This is a genomic window from uncultured Sphingomonas sp. (assembly GCF_964243315.1).
Taxonomy (GTDB): domain Bacteria; phylum Pseudomonadota; class Alphaproteobacteria; order Sphingomonadales; family Sphingomonadaceae; genus Sphingomonas.
The window spans coordinates 1-17099 of record NZ_CAXTEM010000061.1; the positions used below are offsets into that span (position 1 = coordinate 1).

Annotated in this window: 15 protein-coding genes; all 15 read left to right on the top strand. The window is 67.6% G+C overall.

Annotated features, from left to right (window positions below):
• On the top strand, window positions 1-1386 hold a 1386-nt coding region (gene kdpA, locus ACFE77_RS13825; RefSeq protein WP_375422230.1), incomplete at its 5' end, for a potassium-transporting ATPase subunit KdpA.
• Between the two features lie 15 nt (window positions 1387-1401).
• A complete protein-coding gene (kdpB, locus tag ACFE77_RS13830) occupies window positions 1402-3438 on the top strand; it encodes a potassium-transporting ATPase subunit KdpB (RefSeq protein WP_375422231.1) in 2037 nt (678 codons plus the stop codon).
• 141 nt (window positions 3439-3579) lie between these two features.
• Complete coding sequence (gene kdpC, locus ACFE77_RS13835) at window positions 3580-4149, top strand: potassium-transporting ATPase subunit KdpC (protein WP_375422232.1); 570 nt, start codon at window positions 3580-3582, stop codon at window positions 4147-4149.
• A gap of 16 nt (window positions 4150-4165) precedes the next feature.
• Complete coding sequence (locus tag ACFE77_RS13840) at window positions 4166-6850, top strand: DUF4118 domain-containing protein (protein ID WP_375422233.1); 2685 nt, start codon at window positions 4166-4168, stop codon at window positions 6848-6850.
• A complete protein-coding gene (locus tag ACFE77_RS13845) occupies window positions 6850-7536 on the top strand; it encodes a response regulator (RefSeq protein WP_375422234.1) in 687 nt (228 codons plus the stop codon). The genes ACFE77_RS13840 and ACFE77_RS13845 overlap by 1 nt, the downstream gene beginning before the upstream one ends.
• Before the next feature lie 267 nt (window positions 7537-7803).
• Window positions 7804-8778 (top strand): C13 family peptidase, encoded by a 975-nt coding sequence (locus ACFE77_RS13850; RefSeq protein ID WP_375422235.1) that lies wholly within the window; start codon window positions 7804-7806, stop codon window positions 8776-8778.
• 55 nt (window positions 8779-8833) lie between these two features.
• On the top strand, window positions 8834-9412 hold the full coding sequence (locus ACFE77_RS13855; RefSeq protein ID WP_375422236.1) for a ClpP family protease: 579 nt from the start codon (window positions 8834-8836) through the stop codon (window positions 9410-9412).
• A gap of 83 nt (window positions 9413-9495) precedes the next feature.
• Complete coding sequence (locus ACFE77_RS13860; protein WP_375422237.1) at window positions 9496-10293, top strand: succinate dehydrogenase iron-sulfur subunit; 798 nt, start codon at window positions 9496-9498, stop codon at window positions 10291-10293.
• A gap of 142 nt (window positions 10294-10435) precedes the next feature.
• Window positions 10436-10903, top strand: a complete 468-nt coding sequence (locus tag ACFE77_RS13865) for a PaaI family thioesterase (protein ID WP_375422238.1) — start codon at window positions 10436-10438, stop codon at window positions 10901-10903.
• A gap of 90 nt (window positions 10904-10993) precedes the next feature.
• On the top strand, window positions 10994-12106 hold the full coding sequence (gene zapE / locus ACFE77_RS13870) for a cell division protein ZapE (RefSeq protein WP_375422239.1): 1113 nt from the start codon (window positions 10994-10996) through the stop codon (window positions 12104-12106).
• Window positions 12107-12135: 29 nt separating this feature from the next.
• Window positions 12136-13200, top strand: coding sequence for an acyltransferase family protein (locus ACFE77_RS13875; RefSeq protein WP_375422240.1), 1065 nt, complete (start codon window positions 12136-12138; stop codon window positions 13198-13200).
• 93 nt (window positions 13201-13293) lie between these two features.
• Window positions 13294-14256, top strand: a complete 963-nt coding sequence (gene mdh / locus ACFE77_RS13880) for a malate dehydrogenase (protein ID WP_375422241.1) — start codon at window positions 13294-13296, stop codon at window positions 14254-14256.
• A 63-nt stretch (window positions 14257-14319) separates the two neighbouring features.
• On the top strand, window positions 14320-14616 hold the full coding sequence (locus ACFE77_RS13885) for a GIY-YIG nuclease family protein (RefSeq protein ID WP_375422242.1): 297 nt from the start codon (window positions 14320-14322) through the stop codon (window positions 14614-14616).
• A gap of 54 nt (window positions 14617-14670) precedes the next feature.
• A complete protein-coding gene (sucD, locus tag ACFE77_RS13890) occupies window positions 14671-15555 on the top strand; it encodes a succinate--CoA ligase subunit alpha (protein ID WP_375422243.1) in 885 nt (294 codons plus the stop codon).
• Between the two features lie 79 nt (window positions 15556-15634).
• Window positions 15635-17099, top strand: a 1465-nt coding sequence (locus ACFE77_RS13895; protein WP_375422244.1) for a thiamine pyrophosphate-dependent enzyme, incomplete at its 3' end; no start/stop codon positions are given.

Consider the following 17099-nt stretch of genomic DNA (forward strand, 5'->3'; position numbering starts at 1 on the left):
TTCACCACCAATACCAACTGGCAGAGCTATGGTGGCGAGTCGACCATGTCGAACCTCAGCCAGATGCTCGGGCTGACGATCCACAATTTCCTGTCGGCGGCGACCGGCATCGCGCTCGCCTTTGCGCTGTTCCGTGGGTTTGCGCGGCGCCCCCAACCTGGTCAGACGACGCCGGGGACGATCGGCAATTTCTGGGCCGATGCGACGCGGGTCACCTTGTATCTGCTGCTGCCGCTGTGCGTCGTCTATACGCTGTTCCTTGTCGCGAGCGGCGTGCCGCAATCGCTGGCGGGTACGATCACGGTCGACACGCTGGAAGGCGCGCGGCAGGTGCTCGCGACCGGGCCGGTAGCGAGCCAGGAAGCGATCAAGATGCTCGGCACCAACGGTGGCGGCTTCTTCAACGCCAACTCCGCGCACCCGTTCGAGAACCCGACCGCGCTCACCAACTTCGTGCAGATGCTGTCGATCTTCCTGATCGGTTTTGGCCTGACCTGGACCTTCGGCAAGGCGGTGGGCAACACCCGCCAGGGCTGGGCGATCCTGTCGGCGATGGTCATCCTGTTCCTCGCCGGCGTCACCGTCACCTATTGGCAGGAGGCCGCAGGCAACCCGGTGCTCCACCAGCTGGGCGTCGCGGGCGGCAACATGGAGGGCAAGGAGGTGCGCTTCGGCATCGCCGCCTCGTCCCTGTTCGCGGTCATCACCACCGCGGCGTCGTGCGGCGCGGTTAACGCGATGCACGACAGCTTCACCGCGCTGGGCGGCATGATCCCGCTGTTCAACATCCAGTTGGGCGAGGTCGTGATCGGCGGCGTCGGCGCGGGCATCTACGGGTTCCTGCTGTTCGCTATCCTCGCGGTGTTCGTCGCCGGGCTGATGGTCGGACGCACGCCCGAATATGTCGGCAAGAAGATCGAGAGCCGCGAGGTCAAGCTCGCGGTGCTCGCGATCGCGGTGCTGCCGCTGATGATCCTCGGGCTGACCTCGCTGTCGTCGGTGCTGCAACAGGGGCTGGCGGGGCCGCTCAACAAGGGGCCGCACGGGTTCAGCGAGATCCTCTACGCCTTCACCAGCGCGGTCGGGAACAACGGCTCGGCCTTTGCCGGCCTGACCGCGAACACGCCCTATTACAACGGGCTGCTCGGCGTCGCGATGTGGGTCGGCCGCTTCTTTATCATCGTGCCGATGCTGGCGATCGCGGGCAGCCTGGCGGCGAAGAAGTACACCCCGGAAAGCGCTGGCTCGTTCCCGACCACGGGCGGCCTGTGGGTCGGCCTGCTCGTCGGCATCGTGCTGATCCTGGGCGGTCTCACCTTCCTGCCCAGCCTCGCGCTCGGTCCCATCGCCGATCATCTCGCGATGATCAGCGGCAAACTGTCGTAAAGAGGAGCGCCGCACATGGCACGCTCGACCACCAAGAGCCTGTTCACCGCCGACCTCGTCGTTCCGGCGATCAAGGCCTCCTTCGTCAAGCTCGATTCGCGCGCGCTGATCCGCAACCCGGTGATGTTCGTCACCGCGACTGTCGCCGCGCTGATGACATTGCTGCTCGTCGTCGGCCAAGACGGGCTGAGCATCGGCTTCAAGCTGCAGCTCGTGATCTGGCTGTGGTTGACGGTGCTGTTCGGCACCTTCGCCGAGGCGCTCGCGGAGGGCCGCGGCAAGGCGCAGGCGGCATCGCTGCGCGCGACCAAGGCAGATCTCACCGCCAAGCGCCTGAAGGGCGACGGCCGTGCGCATGACGACGTCCCCGCGAGCGCGCTGAAGGTCGGTGACATCGTGCTGGTCGAAACCGGCGACCTGATCCCGTCCGACGGCGAGGTCGTGTCGGGCGTCGCCAGCGTCAACGAAGCCGCGATCACCGGCGAGAGCGCGCCGGTGATCCGCGAGGCGGGCGGCGACCGCTCGGCCGTCACCGCGGGCACCCGCGTCATCTCCGACGAGATCCGCGTCAAGGTGACCGTGGAGCCCGGCAAAGGTTTCCTCGACCGCATGATCGCGCTGGTCGAGGGCGCCGAACGCCAGAAGACCCCGAACGAGATCGCGCTGACGCTGCTGCTCGTCGGCCTGACGATCATCTTCCTGATCGCGGTCGGCACCATTCCCGGCTTCACCAGCTATGCGGGCGGGTCGATCCCGGTGGCGATGCTCGCGGCGCTGCTCATCACGCTGATCCCGACGACGATCGCGGCGTTGCTGTCCGCGATCGGCATCGCGGGCATGGACCGGCTGGTGCGCTTCAACGTGCTCGCGAAATCCGGCCGCGCGGTGGAGGCGGCGGGCGACATCGACGTGCTGCTGCTCGACAAGACTGGCACGATCACGATCGGCGACCGCCAGGCGAGCGAGTTCCGCAGCGTCGGCGGCGCCTCCGATGCGGAGATGGCGGAGGCAGCGCTGCTCGCCAGCCTCGCCGACGAGACGCCCGAGGGCCGCTCGATCGTGGTGCTGGCGCGCGAGAAGTTCGGCGTCCGCACCACCGATCTGCCGACCGGCGCGGAGGTCATCCCCTTCACCGCGCAAACCCGCATCTCCGGCGTCAGGACCGCGGACATGCTGGTCCAGAAGGGCGCGGTCGATTCGATCCTGCGCGCCAACCCAGGCCTCGGCGAAACCGCCGCCGCGACCGAACTGCGCCGCATCACCGACGAGATTTCGCGTGCCGGCGGCACGCCGCTGGCGGTGGCGAAGGACGGCCGCCTTCTCGGCGCGATATTCCTGAAGGACGTGGTGAAGGCGGGCATCCGCGAACGCTTCGGCGAACTGCGCGCGATGGGCATTCGCACCGTGATGATCACCGGCGACAACCCGCTGACCGCCGCCGCGATCGCCGCCGAGGCCGGGGTCGACGATTTCCTCGCCCAGGCCAGTCCCGAGGACAAGCTGGCGCTGATCCGCAAGGAACAACAGGGCGGCAAGCTGGTCGCGATGTGCGGCGACGGCACCAACGACGCGCCCGCGCTCGCCCAGGCCGATGTCGGCGTCGCGATGAACACCGGCACGCAAGCCGCGCGTGAGGCGGGCAACATGGTCGATCTCGACAGCGATCCGACCAAGCTGATCGAGGTCGTCGGCCTCGGCAAGCAACTGCTGATGACCCGCGGCGCGCTCACCACCTTTTCGGTTGCCAACGATGTCGCGAAGTATTTCGCGATCATCCCAGCGATGTTCGTCGTGCTCTACCCGGGGCTTGGCGTGCTCAACGTTATGCGGCTCGGCTCGCCCGAAAGCGCGATCCTGTCGGCGATCATCTTCAACGCCGTGATCATCCCGATGCTGGTCCCGCTCGCGCTGCGCGGGGTCGCCTACAAGCCGATGGGCGCAGGCCCGCTGCTGGCGCGCAACCTCGCCGTCTACGGCCTCGGTGGCCTGCTGGCGCCGTTCGTCGGGATCAAGCTGATCGACCTAGTCGTCGGCGGCATCGGGCTGGCGTGATGCTCCCGACCCAAACTGTTCCCCGGCGAAGGCCGGGGCCCAGTCGGGAGACGCGCATAGCGGAGTGCGGCGCTCCCTTACCTTGACCAGCGTAACTGGGCCCCGGCCTCCGCCGGGGAACGAAGATTGAGAGGACCCATCATGACATCCGACTTCACCACCGCGCTCCGCCCCGCGATCGTCATGACGATCCTATTCGCGCTGCTGCTCGGGATCAGTTATCCCCTCGCGATGACCGGCATCGGACAGGCGATCTTCCCAGCGCAGGCGAACGGCAGCCTCGTCACCGCGAACGGTCGCGTGATCGGCTCCACCGTTGTCGGCCAGGCGTTCACGTCGGATCGCTATTTCCAGACCCGCCCCTCCGCCGCCGGCAAGGGCTATGACGGGCTCGCCTCCTCGGGCTCCAACCTCGGCCCCGCGTCGCAGGCGCTGGTCGACCGCGTGACGCCCGACATCGCCAAGCGCCGCGCCGAGGGCGTGACCGGCGCGGTCCCCGCGGACCTCGTCACCGCGAGCGGCTCGGGCCTCGACCCCGATCTGTCGCCGGCCGCCGCGCTCGCCCAGGCACCCCGCATCGCCCGCGTCCGCGGCATCGCGCTCGACAAGGTCCGCGCGATCGTCACCGCGAACACCGACGCCTCGATCCTCGGCGAGCCGCACGTCAACGTCCTCGCGATCAACCGCGCGCTGGACGCCGCCGCGCGCTGATGGGCGCTTCACGCTGATGCCGAGTGGCGCCGACGATCGCCCCGATCCCGACGCCCTGCTGCGCCAGGCCGCGCAGGAGGGCAGGGGGCGGCTGAAGATCTTCCTCGGCGCGGCGCCCGGCGTCGGCAAGACGTTCGAGATGCTGTCGGAGGGCGCCGCGCGCCGTCGCGACGGCGTCGATGTCGTGGTCGGCGTGGTCGAGACCCATGGCCGCGCCGAAACCGCGGCGCTCACCCGCGGGCAGGAGATCGTGCCGCGCCGCGACGTCGCCTATGAAGGCCGCGTGCTTGGCGAGATGGATCTCGACGCGATCCTCGCCCGCGCGCCGCGCCTCGCGCTGGTCGACGAACTCGCGCACACCAACGCGCCCGGCAGCCGTCACCCCAAACGCTATCAGGATGTCGAGGAACTGCTCGCCGCCGGGATCGACGTCTATTCGACGATCAACATCCAGCATGTCGAAAGCCTCAACGACATCGTCGCGAGCTTCACGCGCGTGCGGGTGCGCGAGACGGTGCCCGACCACATCCTCGAACGCGCCGAGATCGAGGTCGTCGACATCCCCCCCGACGAACTCATCGAACGGCTGAAGGCGGGTAAGGTCTACCTCCCCGACGAAGCGACGCGCGCGCTCAGCCACTTCTTCTCCAAATCGAATCTGTCGGCCCTGCGCGAACTGGCGCTGCGCCGCGCCGCGCAGGCGGTCGACGCGCAGATGCTCGATCACGTCCGCGCGCTCGGCGTCGGCGGCACATGGGCGGGCACCGACCGCATCGTCGTCGCGATCAACGAGCTGCCGGGCGCCGCCGGCTTGGTCCGCGCCGCCAAGCGCGTCGCCGACGGGCTCCACGCGCAATGGACCGCGGTCTTCATCGAAACCCCCCGCACCGCGCAATTTGACGACGCGCAGCACCAGCGCGTCGCGGAGGCGATGACCCTCGCCACCCAGCTCGGCGCGGTGGTCGCGACAGTGCCCGCCGCCTCGGTGGTCGACGGCATCCGCGGCTTCCTGGCGCATGCCCGCGCGACCCAGCTCGTCGTCGGCAAGTCGCGGCGCTCGCGCTGGTTCGAACTGCGCCACGGCTCGGTGGTCGATCGCCTGATCCGCGAGACGCCCGGCGTCACTGTCCATGTCCTGCCGATGGAGGAACCCGCCACCGACCCCGCATCGCGGCGACGGCGGCGGCGTACCGGCGCGGCCTGGGGCTCGCCGACCGGCTATGCGGTGACCACCGCGCTGGTCGCGACGGTCACCGCGATCGCCAGCGCGCTGTTCCACATCCTCGATCTCGGCAACGTCGCGCTCCTTTATCTGCTGCCGGTGATGGTCGCCGCGAGCCTGTTCGGCCTGCGCACCGGTCTGTTCGCGGGCATCGCGTCGAGCCTCGCATACAACTTTTTCTTCCTCCCGCCCGTAGGCACGCTGAGCGTCAGCAACCCCGAAAACGTCATCTCGGTCTTCGTCCTCCTGGGCGTCGCGGTCGCCACCAGCCAGCTCACCTCGCGGGTGCGCGCGCAGGCCGATCTCGCCGCCGCCAGCGCGCAGACCAACGCCACGCTCGCGGGCTTCCTGCGCCAGTTGAGCGGCATCAACGACGCGTCGGAGGCCGCACGGATGATCTGCGAGGACGTCGCGCGCCTGTTCGGTGTCCAGACCGTGCTGCTCGCCGCGGCGGCGGAACCCGGCCTGACCGTCCAGGCCGCGAGCTCCGCCAGCTACCGGCTCGATACGATGGACCTCGCCGCCGCGCACTGGGCGTTCGACAACGGCATCGCGGCGGGCAAGGGATCGGGCACGCTCGCCGCCTCCGAATGGCTGTTCCAGCCGGTGAAGGCGGGCGAGCGCACCCTCGCGGTATTGGGCGTCGCGCGGGAGAATAGCGGTGATCCGGTCCGCGCGGATCAACTGCCGCTGCTCACCAGCCTGATCGATCAGTCCGCGCTGGTGCTCGAACGCTTGCGGCTGGAGATGGAGATGCGCGACGTCGATGCGGTACGCACCCGCGATCGGCTGCGCGCCGCCTTGCTGTCCTCGGTCAGCCACGACCTGCGCACGCCGCTCACCGCGGTGATCGCGGCCGCCGACCAGCTCGAACACGGCGCCACGCCAGAACTGATCGGCACGATCAAGAGCGAGGCCGCGCGCCTCAACCGCTTCGTCGCCAATCTGCTCGACATGGCACGGGTCGAGGCGGGGGCCCTCAAGCTCAACATCGAGGCGACCGACCTCGGCGACGCCATCGCGGGCGCCGCGCATGACGCCCGCCGCGCGCTCGAAGGTCATCACGTCCGGCTCGACGTGCCTCCGGATCTGCCGCTGGTCCGCGTCGATCCCCAGCTCTTCCATCATTGCCTGCTCAACCTGCTCGACAATGCCGGCCGCTATGGCGATCCCGGCACCGGGATCGTCGTCGAGGGCGTGCACCGCTATGGCGAGATCCGGTTGGCGGTGCTCGACGAAGGGCCCGGACTGCCGCCGGGGCGGGAGGCCGAAGTGTTCGAGACGTTCCGCCGGCTGGAAGGATCGGACCGCGCGACCGGCGGCACCGGGCTTGGCCTCGCGATCGTGAAGGCGTTCGCGGAGGCGATGGGAATGTCGGTGGAGGCCGGCAACCGCCCCGACGGCACCGGCGCCGCGTTCACCCTGGTCTTCCCCTCCGCCCTCATCGTGCGCAACGCCGCACCCGAAAGCGCGATCTGATGCCCGCCAAGATCATGGTCGTCGACGACGAGATCTCGATCCGCCGCCTGCTCCGCAACACCCTCGAACGCGCGGGCTATGCCGTGGTCGAGGCGATCGATGGCCGCGGCGCGATCGCCTGCGCCGCGGCGGAGCACCCCGCCGCGATCCTGCTCGATCTCGGCCTGCCCGATCGCGACGGGCTCGGCCTGATTCCGGTGCTGCGCCAGCGCGGCGACGTCGTCATCCTCGTCGTCTCGGCGCGCGACGCCACCGACGAGAAGGTCGCCGCGCTCGATCTCGGTGCCGACGATTTCGTCACCAAGCCGTTCGACACCGACGAACTCCTCGCCCGCCTCCGCGTCGCCCTACGTCACCAGGGCGCGGCGGAGGTCGTCCCCAAGATCGTCCGCAAGGGCGACCTGACGATCGACCTCGACCGCCGTCTCGTCTGCCGCGGCCCCGAAGAACTCCACCTAACCCGCAAGGAGCACGAGGTGCTCGCGATCCTCGCCCGCCACAGCGGCCGCGTCGTCACCCACGACCGCATCATGGCCGCGGCCTGGGGCGGCGACGAGGACGCCCGCATCGAATATCTCCGCATCGTCATCCGCAACCTCCGCCAGAAACTCGAAGCGCCGGATCCCGTGGGGAGCCTGATCGCGAACGAACTCGGCGTCGGGTATCGCCTGCGGATGGATGGTTGAGGGCGGTCTGAACCTGCTCGTTCCCCGGCGGAGGCCGGGGCCCAGGTACGAGACGTTCATTGGCGAGCGCTGCTCCCGGTTACCTCCGCCGCCGCAACTGGGCCCCGGCCTTCGCCGGGGAACGAAGAAGGAAGTCGACGTCGCCCCTCCTTGTGTCCCCGCGAAGGCGGGGACCCAGTACTGGGCTCCCGCCTTCGCGGGAGCACAGGTAGGACAGGCGCCCCCAACTGCTTGACTCCCACCCCACCAACAACAACCATCGCCATCATGAACAGGCTCATCGCCCTCGCGTGCGTGCTGCTGGCGTCGGTGACCGTTCCCGCCGCGACGCAGGATTACCGACCCCCCGCGCATACCCGTCCGCAGCCGCTGATCGAGGGCCGATCCGAAGCTGATCTCGCCGCGCTGGCCGATCTCGGCACCTCGATCGAGCGCGACCGCACCGCGACCTACGAACTCGCCGAACACCGCCGGCTCGATCGCGCGCTCGCCACGATCGCCCCCGAACGAGCTGGCACGATCGACGCCTATGTTCTCGCGGTCGCGCTCGATAGCGATCCGGTGTTCGGCCGCGAAGCCCGCGAGGCCGGCCGGGTGCTCGAACGCCGCTATGCCGCGACGGGCCGCAGCGTCGTGCTCGCCGGCTCGGACGGCAGTGCCGCGAGCAAGCTGCCGATGGGATCGCCCGCCAATATCGCCGCGGTGCTCGCCCACCTCGGTGAGACGATGAGCAAGGAGGACGTGCTGGTCCTCTACACCACCAGCCACGGCGCGCCGTGGGGGATCGTCTATGACGACGGCGACCAGGGCTTCGGCGCGATCTCGCCGACCCGGTTGCGGTCGATGCTTGCGGAGGTCGGGATCGCGAACCGGTTGGTGATGATCAGCGCCTGCTATTCGGGTGTCTTCGTCCCCGGCCTGGCGTCGCCCACCTCAGTCGTCCTCACCGCGTCGTCGGCCGATCGCAGCTCCTTCGGCTGCCAGTCCGACAATGACTGGACCTTCTTCGGCGATGCGTTGATCAATCGCGCGCTGCGCAAGCCGCAGCCGATCGCCAGCGCCGCGGCCGAGGCGAAGGCGTCGATCGGCGCGTGGGAACGCAAGGGCAAGCTCACCGCCTCGCGTCCGCAGATCAGCATCGGCCGCGCGACCGGCGGCTGGCTGGCGGCGCTCGAAGCCAAGCTGCCATCCGCGACGCCCACCGTGGGCCGCTCCTCGGTCGACTCGCTCGACGCGAACTGATCATGCTTTATTTGGCTGCGCGGGAACACCGCCGCCCGTGCACGGTTCCCGCACCATGACTCACCACAGCCCGACCAACGCCACCAACTATCCCCTTCTCGCCAAGCCGCACGTCCAGCTCCATGGGCCGGTCGACGAGGGCATGTATATGCGTTTCAAGGCGCAGCTCGCCGACGCTCCTTCGGACGGCCCGCTGGTGGTGTCGATCACCACGCTCGGCGGCGACCCCGAGATGGCGCGCGCGATGGCCGACGATATCCGCCTGTTGCGTGAATATACCGGCCGCGAGACGCTGTTCCTCGGCAAGGTCGCGGTCTATTCGGCGGGCGCCACCTTCATGGCGGGCTTCCCGGTCGAGAAGCGCTTCCTCACCCGCCATTCGCGGCTGATGATCCACGAGCGGTTGATGACCAGCACCGTCTATCTCTCGGGTCCGCTCAATACCCTCAGCCATACGCTGAAGGCCAAGCTCAACGAGATCGAAGATTCGATCCGCATTCAGGACGAAGGCTTTCGCGACCTCGTCGCCGGCTCCAGCGTCAGCTTCGAAACCTTGCGCGAGAAAGCGCCATCGAACTGGTACATCGAGGCGGAGGAAGCCCGCGATCTCGGGCTGATCCTCGACATCATCTGACCCCTCGCGGGGTCCAGGCCCTTGCGCCGGGCAGGGGGAAGGCATAGCTGCGATGCAACAATCATCGTTGGAGCGCCGCGGCAATGGCCGAGTTCACCCTGCCCAAGAACAGCAAGGTCAGCAAGAAGGGTAAGGTCCACAAGGCCACCGCCCATGATGGTGGTGCGCCCACGCGCGTGAAGAAATTCCAGGTCTATCGCTACGATCCCGACAGTGGCGAAAACCCGCGCTACGACACGTTCGAACTGAACCTCGACGAATGCGGCCCGATGGTGCTCGACGCGCTGATCAAGATGAAGTCGGAACAGGACAGCTCGCTGACCTTCCGCCGCTCGTGCCGCGAGGGGATTTGCGGCTCATGCTCGATGAACATCGACGGCAAGAACGGCCTTGCCTGCACCACCGCGATCGAGGACGTCCGCGGCGACATTCGCATTACGCCCTTGCCGGCGATGGACGTGATCAAGGATCTCGTCCCTGATTTCACGCATTTCTACGCGCAATACGCCTCGATCAAGCCGTGGCTGCAGACCGTCACGCCGCCCCCCTCGGGCAAGGAACGCCTCCAGGCGCCCGAGGATCGCGCCAAGCTCGATGGCCTCTACGAATGCATTATGTGCGCCTGCTGCTCGACCTCGTGCCCGAGCTACTGGTGGAACAGCGACAAGTTCCTCGGTCCCGCGATCCTGTTGCAGGCCTATCGCTGGCTCGCCGACAGCCGCGACGAGATGACCGGCGAGCGGCTCGACCAGCTCGAGGACCCGTTCCGCCTGTATCGCTGCCACACGATCATGAACTGCGCGAACACCTGTCCCAAGGGCCTCAACCCGGCCAAGGCGATTGCCGAGATCAAGAAGATGGAAGCCGAGCGGGTCCTGTAACCGGCTAAAGCCTCCCTCTCTTTCCCGTTCGTCTCGAGTAGCCGTCGAGCTCGTTGAGATGGCGTATCGAGAGACCGTGCCCCGGAGCGATACCTCGATACGGGTCTCGACAGTCTCGACCCTACTCGGCACGAACGGATCAATGGCTGACAATCCCCTCTTCGCGTACGACGACGACCCCGATCTGCCGGGCTGGAAGCGCTGGCAGTTCCGCGACGCGACCCGTTTCAACGCCTTCATCGAACCCGTCCATGTCCGCGTCGAAGGCGAGATCGCGCGGGTTCGCATGATCCCCGGCCACCAGCATTCCAATATGCGCGACGCGGTTCATGGCGGCGCGCTGCTCGGTTTCATGGACGTCGCACTGTTCGCCGCCAGCCGCGGCTTCGGCTGCCTCGCCGCGGGCGGCGCGGTGACGCTCGACCTGTCGGCACAGTTCATCGGCGCCGGCCGGATCGGCGTACCTCTAGAAGCGAGGCTCGAACTGCTCCGCGAGACCGGTCGCATGCTCTTCCTGCGCGGGCTGATCGTCCAGGACGACGAGCCGACCATCGCCAGCTTCACCGGCACCCTCCGGAAATCCGGGTCGCCGCCACCGCCACGTGAATAGATCTCCCGTGCTCCTGCGCACACAGGAGCCCAGGGCCACGAACGCAACTGCCTGCAATGCTGGGCTCCTGCGTTCGCAGGAGCACATGCCATGACCGTCCTCACCGCCTACAATGCGCTCATCACCGCTGGCGAACTCCGCCCCGACCCCGAACAGCGCGCCGCCGCCGCCCACCTCGACGCGCTCGCGACTCAGCTCGCGCGCAAGCCCGGCCTGCTCGCGCGCCTTCGCCGCCCCGCACCGCCGCGCGGCGTCTACCTCTGGGGTGGGGTCGGCCGCGGCAAGTCGATGCTGATGGACCTGTTCGTCGCCAACGCGACCGAACCCCGCAAGCGCCGCGTCCACTTCGCCGAATTCATGATCGAGATCCACGGCCGCATCGCGATCGAGCGCCGCAAGGAAGCCGGCGACCCGATCGCCGCGATCGCCGCGCAAATCGCGGACGAGACCCGCCTGCTCGCCTTCGACGAGATGATGGTCACCAACTCGCCCGACGCGATGATCCTGTCGCGGCTGTTCACCGCGCTGATCGAAGCGGGCGTGGTGATCGTCACCACCTCCAACCGAGCGCCCGCGGATCTCTACAAGAACGGCCTCAACCGCGAACACTTCCTGCCCTTCATCAAACTGGTCGAGTCGCGGCTCGACGTTCTCGCGCTCAATGGACCCCTCGATTATCGCCGCGACCGGCTCGGCCAGCAGGACACCTGGCTGGTCCCCAACGGCGTCGCCGCCACCGCCCAGCTCTCAGCCGCCTTCTTCCGCCTCACCGATTATCCGCCCGAAGATGCCGAACACGTTCCCGAGGAGATGCTGACCGTCCAGGGCCGCGCGCTCCGGGTCCCCAAATCGCTGAAGGGCGTCGCGGTGTTCGCGTTCAAGAAGCTGTGCGGCGAGGCCCGCGGCGCCGCCGACTACCTCGCGATCGCGCGCCGCTTCCACACCGTCATCCTCGTCGGCATCCCCGTGCTCGGCCCCGAAAACCGCAACGAGGCGGCGCGCTTCGTCCAGCTGATCGACGCGCTCTACGAACACAAGGTCAAGCTGCTCGCCGCCGCCGACGCCCAACCCGACGCCCTCTACCCAGAAGGCGACGGCCGCTTCGAATTCCAGCGCACCGTCAGCCGGCTGGAGGAAATGCGCTCCGAAGACTATCTCGCTACCGGCCACGGCAGCACCGCCGGCGTCGCGCAGCCCACCTGATCTTAACCCCCGGCGGTCAGGATCGACCGATGGGCGCCGCGCGACAAACGCAATTGGACATGGTGCGCGGCACCGCGATCCTCCTGGTGCTGCTCTTCCATTTCCGCCTGCCGCTCGGATCCGCCGCCCTCGACGCGGTGCTTCAGCCGGTGTTCGCGGTCGGCTGGATCGGGGTCGACCTGTTCTTCGTCCTCAGCGGCTTCCTCGTCGGACGGATGATCCTGGTGGAAGCCGCGTCGCGGCCTGCGTTCGACACAAGCGGCTTCTTCACCCGCCGCGCGTGGCGCTTGTGGCCGGTCCTCTGGCTCTATTGCGCTATCCTCGTCGCGCTGGGCGGCTCGCCCGCATGGCCGACGGTCTGGCCCGTTCTGCTCCACGTCCAGAACTACGCCGACCAGACGCCGAGCCACTTGTGGTCGCTCGCGGTCGAGGAGCATTTCTATCTCGGCGCGGCGCTCCTGATCCCGGCAATGTACCGCCACGGCGGCTACCGGTGCGTCGAACGCGGCCTGCTCGCGGTGATGGTGGCATGCCTGCTGCTCCGCCTGGTCGCGGTGGCTGCCGGCGTACCGCTGCTCCACCTGCAGTGGCAGACTCAGTATCGGCTCGACGCCCCGGCCTTCGGCGTCCTGCTGGCATCGCTATCGCTGCACCGCCCCGCCGCATTCGCCGCGCTCGGCCATGCGCGCCGGCAATGGTTGGCGTTGACCCTTGTCGGCACCATCGCGCTGGCGATCGGCGGGGACGGGGCGTTCCGCCACGGCATCGGCTTCACGATCGCCTATCTCGCCGCGGGCGCATTCCTGATCGCGACGATCGGCTGCCGCGTGCCGCCCGCACTGTCCTGGACAGGAGGTCGGCTGGCGGCGCTCGGGCTGATCGCCTACCCCGTCTACATCTGCCACGCCAGCATTGGCGCCGTGGCGCGAAGCCTGATTTCCGTGCCGTCGCTAGCCTTCGCGGGTGCGATCGCCCTCTCGATCGGGGTAGGCGTGATGCTGCATATTCTCGTCGAGCGGCCGGCAATGCGGCTGGGCCGCCACCAAAGCTCACGTCAACCCTCACTTAAAGCTATTGCGAAACAATTGCAGTAGAGATCCTTAACTCGCGGTCTTTAGCGGTTGTGCTCCGGCACCGATGCGCCTATCCGGCGTGACCATTCGTGCCCCACGACGGAGAAGGACTGAATGGCCCGCAAGAAGATCGCGCTTATCGGCGCTGGCAACATCGGCGGCACCCTCGCCCATCTCGCGGCGCTGAAGGGTCTCGGCGACATCGTCCTGTTCGACGTGGTCGAAGGCGTGCCCCAGGGCAAGGCGCTCGATCTGTCGCAGTGTGCGCCGGTCGAGGGCTTCGACGCCAAGATCACCGGCACCAACGATTATGCCGATATTGCCGGCGCCGACGTGATCATCGTCACCGCCGGTGTCGCCCGCAAGCCCGGCATGAGCCGCGACGATCTGCTCGGCATCAACCTGAAGGTCATGAAGGCGGTCGGCGAAGGCATTCGCGAAAACGCCCCCGATGCGTTCGTGATCTGCATCACCAACCCGCTCGACGCGATGGTCTGGGCGTTGCGTGAATTCTCCGGCCTGCCGCAGCATATGGTCGTCGGCATGGCCGGCGTGCTCGACTCAGCGCGCTTCAGTCACTTCCTCGCCGAGGAGTTCGACGTTTCGGTGAAGGATGTCACGAGCTTCGTGCTCGGCGGCCACGGCGATACGATGGTCCCCGTGATCCAGTATTCGACGGTCTCGGGCATCCCGGTTCCCGACCTGATTGAAATGGACTTCTCGACGCAGGAAAAGATCGATGCGATCGTCAAGCGCACCCGCGGCGGCGGCGGCGAGATCGTTGCCTTGCTCAAGACCGGTTCCGCCTATTACGCCCCCGCGACCAGCGGCATCGCGATGGCCGAAGCCTATCTCTACGACCAGAAGCGGGTCCTCCCCGCCGCGGCGCATCTGTCGGGCCAGTACGGCATCGACGACCTTTATGTCGGCGTGCCCGTGGTGATCGGCGCGGGCGGGGTCGAGAAGATCGTCGAGATCAAGCTTGACGACGAAGCCAAGGGCAACCTCGCGGTGTCGGTCGACGCGGTGAAGGAGCTGCTGGTGGCGTGCAAGGGGATCGACGAGAGCTTGAAGTAAGCCGGACCTTAGAAGGAGCACCACCCCGGCGAAGGCCGGGGCCCAGTCGGGAAGGCGGATGTTATGGAGGATCAAGCCTTCGTCTACATCATGGCCAGCCGACGCAACGGTACGCTCTATCTCGGATCGACGATCGACCTCGCCAGGCGGGTGTGGGAACATCGTAATGGCTTGGGAGGCGGGTTCGCCGCGGAACATGGGTGTCGCTATCTCGTCTGGTACGAAGCATGCGGCGAATGGGAAGCGGCGCGGCGACGCGAAAAGCAGATGAAGGAATGGAAGCGTGCATGGAAGGTGCGGGAGATCGAAGGGCTCAATCCCGAATGGGACGACCTGTTCGATCGTATCGCTCTACCATAATCACCTTCTCAACTGGGCCCCGGCCTTCGCCGGGGTGGTAGGTTTGGAGATAAGATGAGCATCCTCGTCGACAGGAACACCAAGGTCATCACCCAGGGGATGACCGGCGAAACCGGCAGCTTCCATACCAAGGCGGCGCTGGAGTACGGCACGCAGATGGTCGGCGGCGTGACGCCGGGCAAGGGCGGGACCGAGCATCTCGGTCTGCCGGTCTACAACACCGTTGCCGAGGCGAAGGCGAAGACCGGGGCGACCGCGAGCGTGATCTACGTGCCGCCGCCCTTTGCCGCCGATTCGATCCTCGAGGCGATCGATGCGGAGATCCCGCTGATCGTCACGATCACCGAAGGCATTCCGGTGCTCGACATGGTCCGCGTCAAGCGCGCGCTGTCGGGCAGCAAGTCGCGGCTGATCGGCCCGAACTGCCCCGGCGTGCTGACGCCCGGCGAGTGCAAGATCGGGATCATGCCCGGCAGCATCTTCAAGCAGGGCTCGGTCGGCGTCGTCTCGCGCTCCGGCACGCTGACCTATGAGGCGGTGTTCCAGACCTCGAACGCCGGGCTTGGCCAGACCACCGCGGTCGGCATCGGCGGCGATCCGGTCAACGGCACCAACTTCATCGACGTGCTCGAACTCTTTCTCGCCGACGACGCGACCAAGTCGATCATCATGATCGGCGAGATCGGCGGCTCGGCCGAAGAGGAAGCCGCCCAGTTCCTTCGCGACGAGGCGAAGCGCGGCCGCAAGAAGCCGATGGCGGGCTTCATCGCCGGCCGTACCGCGCCGCCGGGACGTCGCATGGGCCATGCCGGCGCGATCGTGTCGGGCGGCCAGGGCGGTGCCGAGGACAAGATCGCGGCGATGGAAGCCGCCGGGATCAAGGTATCGGCGAGCCCGTCCGAACTGGGCACGACGCTGCTAGAAGTGTTGAACGGCTAACCCACATTGTGCCCCCATGAAGATGGGGGCCCAGTACTGGGCTCCCGCCTTCGCGGGAGCACATGGAAGGCGAGTGACGATGGGCTACGAAGGCCAGGATTTTAACGACATCGCATCGGGCGTCAGCCCGGCGTTCGTCGAAGGCTTGTACGCGACCTACAAGCGGTCTCCCGACACCGTCGAGCCCGGCTGGCGCGCCTTCTTCGAAGGGCTAGAATCGACCGCGACCGGCCCGAGCTGGGCGCGCGCCTCCTGGCCGCTTAGCACCACCGACGATCTCACCGCGGCGCTCGATCCGACGCAGATGGAACCCGCGGCCAAGCCCGCGAAGGGCGGCAAGCCCGCGCCCGCCGCCGCGCCCGCGCCGTCGCAGGACGACATCATCCGCGCCGCGGGCGATGCGATCCGCGCCCAGCTGCTGATCCGCACCTACCGCGTCCGCGGCCATCTTGCCGCAAACCTCGATCCGCTCGGCCTCGCCAGCCGCGAGATGCCCGAGGATCTGAAGACCGATTACCACGGCTTCACCGACGCCGACATCGATCGGCCGGTCTATCTCGGCGGCACGATGGGCCTGCAATGGGCCACGGTCCGTGAACTCGTCGACACCCTGCGCACCAACTACTGCGGCAATGTCGGTCTCGAATACATGCACATCGTCGATGTCGACGAGCGCCGCTTCCTCCAGGATCGCATGGAGGGGAAGGACAAGGGCGCCGATTTCAGCCCGCTCGGCAAGAAGGCGATCCTCAACAAGGTGATCGAGGCCGAGCAGTGGGAGAAATTCCTCGGCCGCAAGTACGTCGGCACCAAGCGCTTCGGGCTGGACGGCGGTGAATCGATGATCCCCGCGCTCGAAAGCGTGATCAAGTACGGCGGCCAGTACGGCGTCCGCGAGATCGTGTTCGGCATGGCGCATCGCGGGCGGCTCAACGTCCTCGCCAACGTCATGGCCAAGCCGCTGCGAGTAATCTTCCACGAATTCGCGGGCGGTTCCGCCAACCCCGACGACATCGGCGGTTCGGGCGACGTCAAATATCACCTCGGCACCAGCACCGACCGCGACTTCGACGGGATCAAGGTCCACATGTCGCTGGTCGCCAACCCCTCGCATCTCGAGGCGGCGGACCCGGTCGTGCTCGGCAAGACCCGCGCGATCCAGACGATCGCGGGCGACCTGAAGGAACACACCGCCTCGCTGCCGGTGCTGATCCACGGCGACGCGGCGTTCGCGGGGCAGGGGATCGTCTGGGAATGCCTCGGCTTCTCCGGCATCCGCGGCTACAACACCGGCGGCTGCGTCCATTTCATCATCAACAACCAGATCGGCTTCACCACGAGCCCGCAGTTCGCGCGCTCCTCGCCCTACCCGTCGGACGTTGCCAAGGGCGTCCAGGCGCCGATCTTCCACGTCAACGGCGACGATCCGGAGGCGGTGACCTTCGCCACCAAGATGGCGATGGAGTTCCGCCAGACCTTCCACCGCGACATCGTCATCGACATGTGGTGCTATCGCCGCTTCGGCCACAACGAGGGCGACGAGC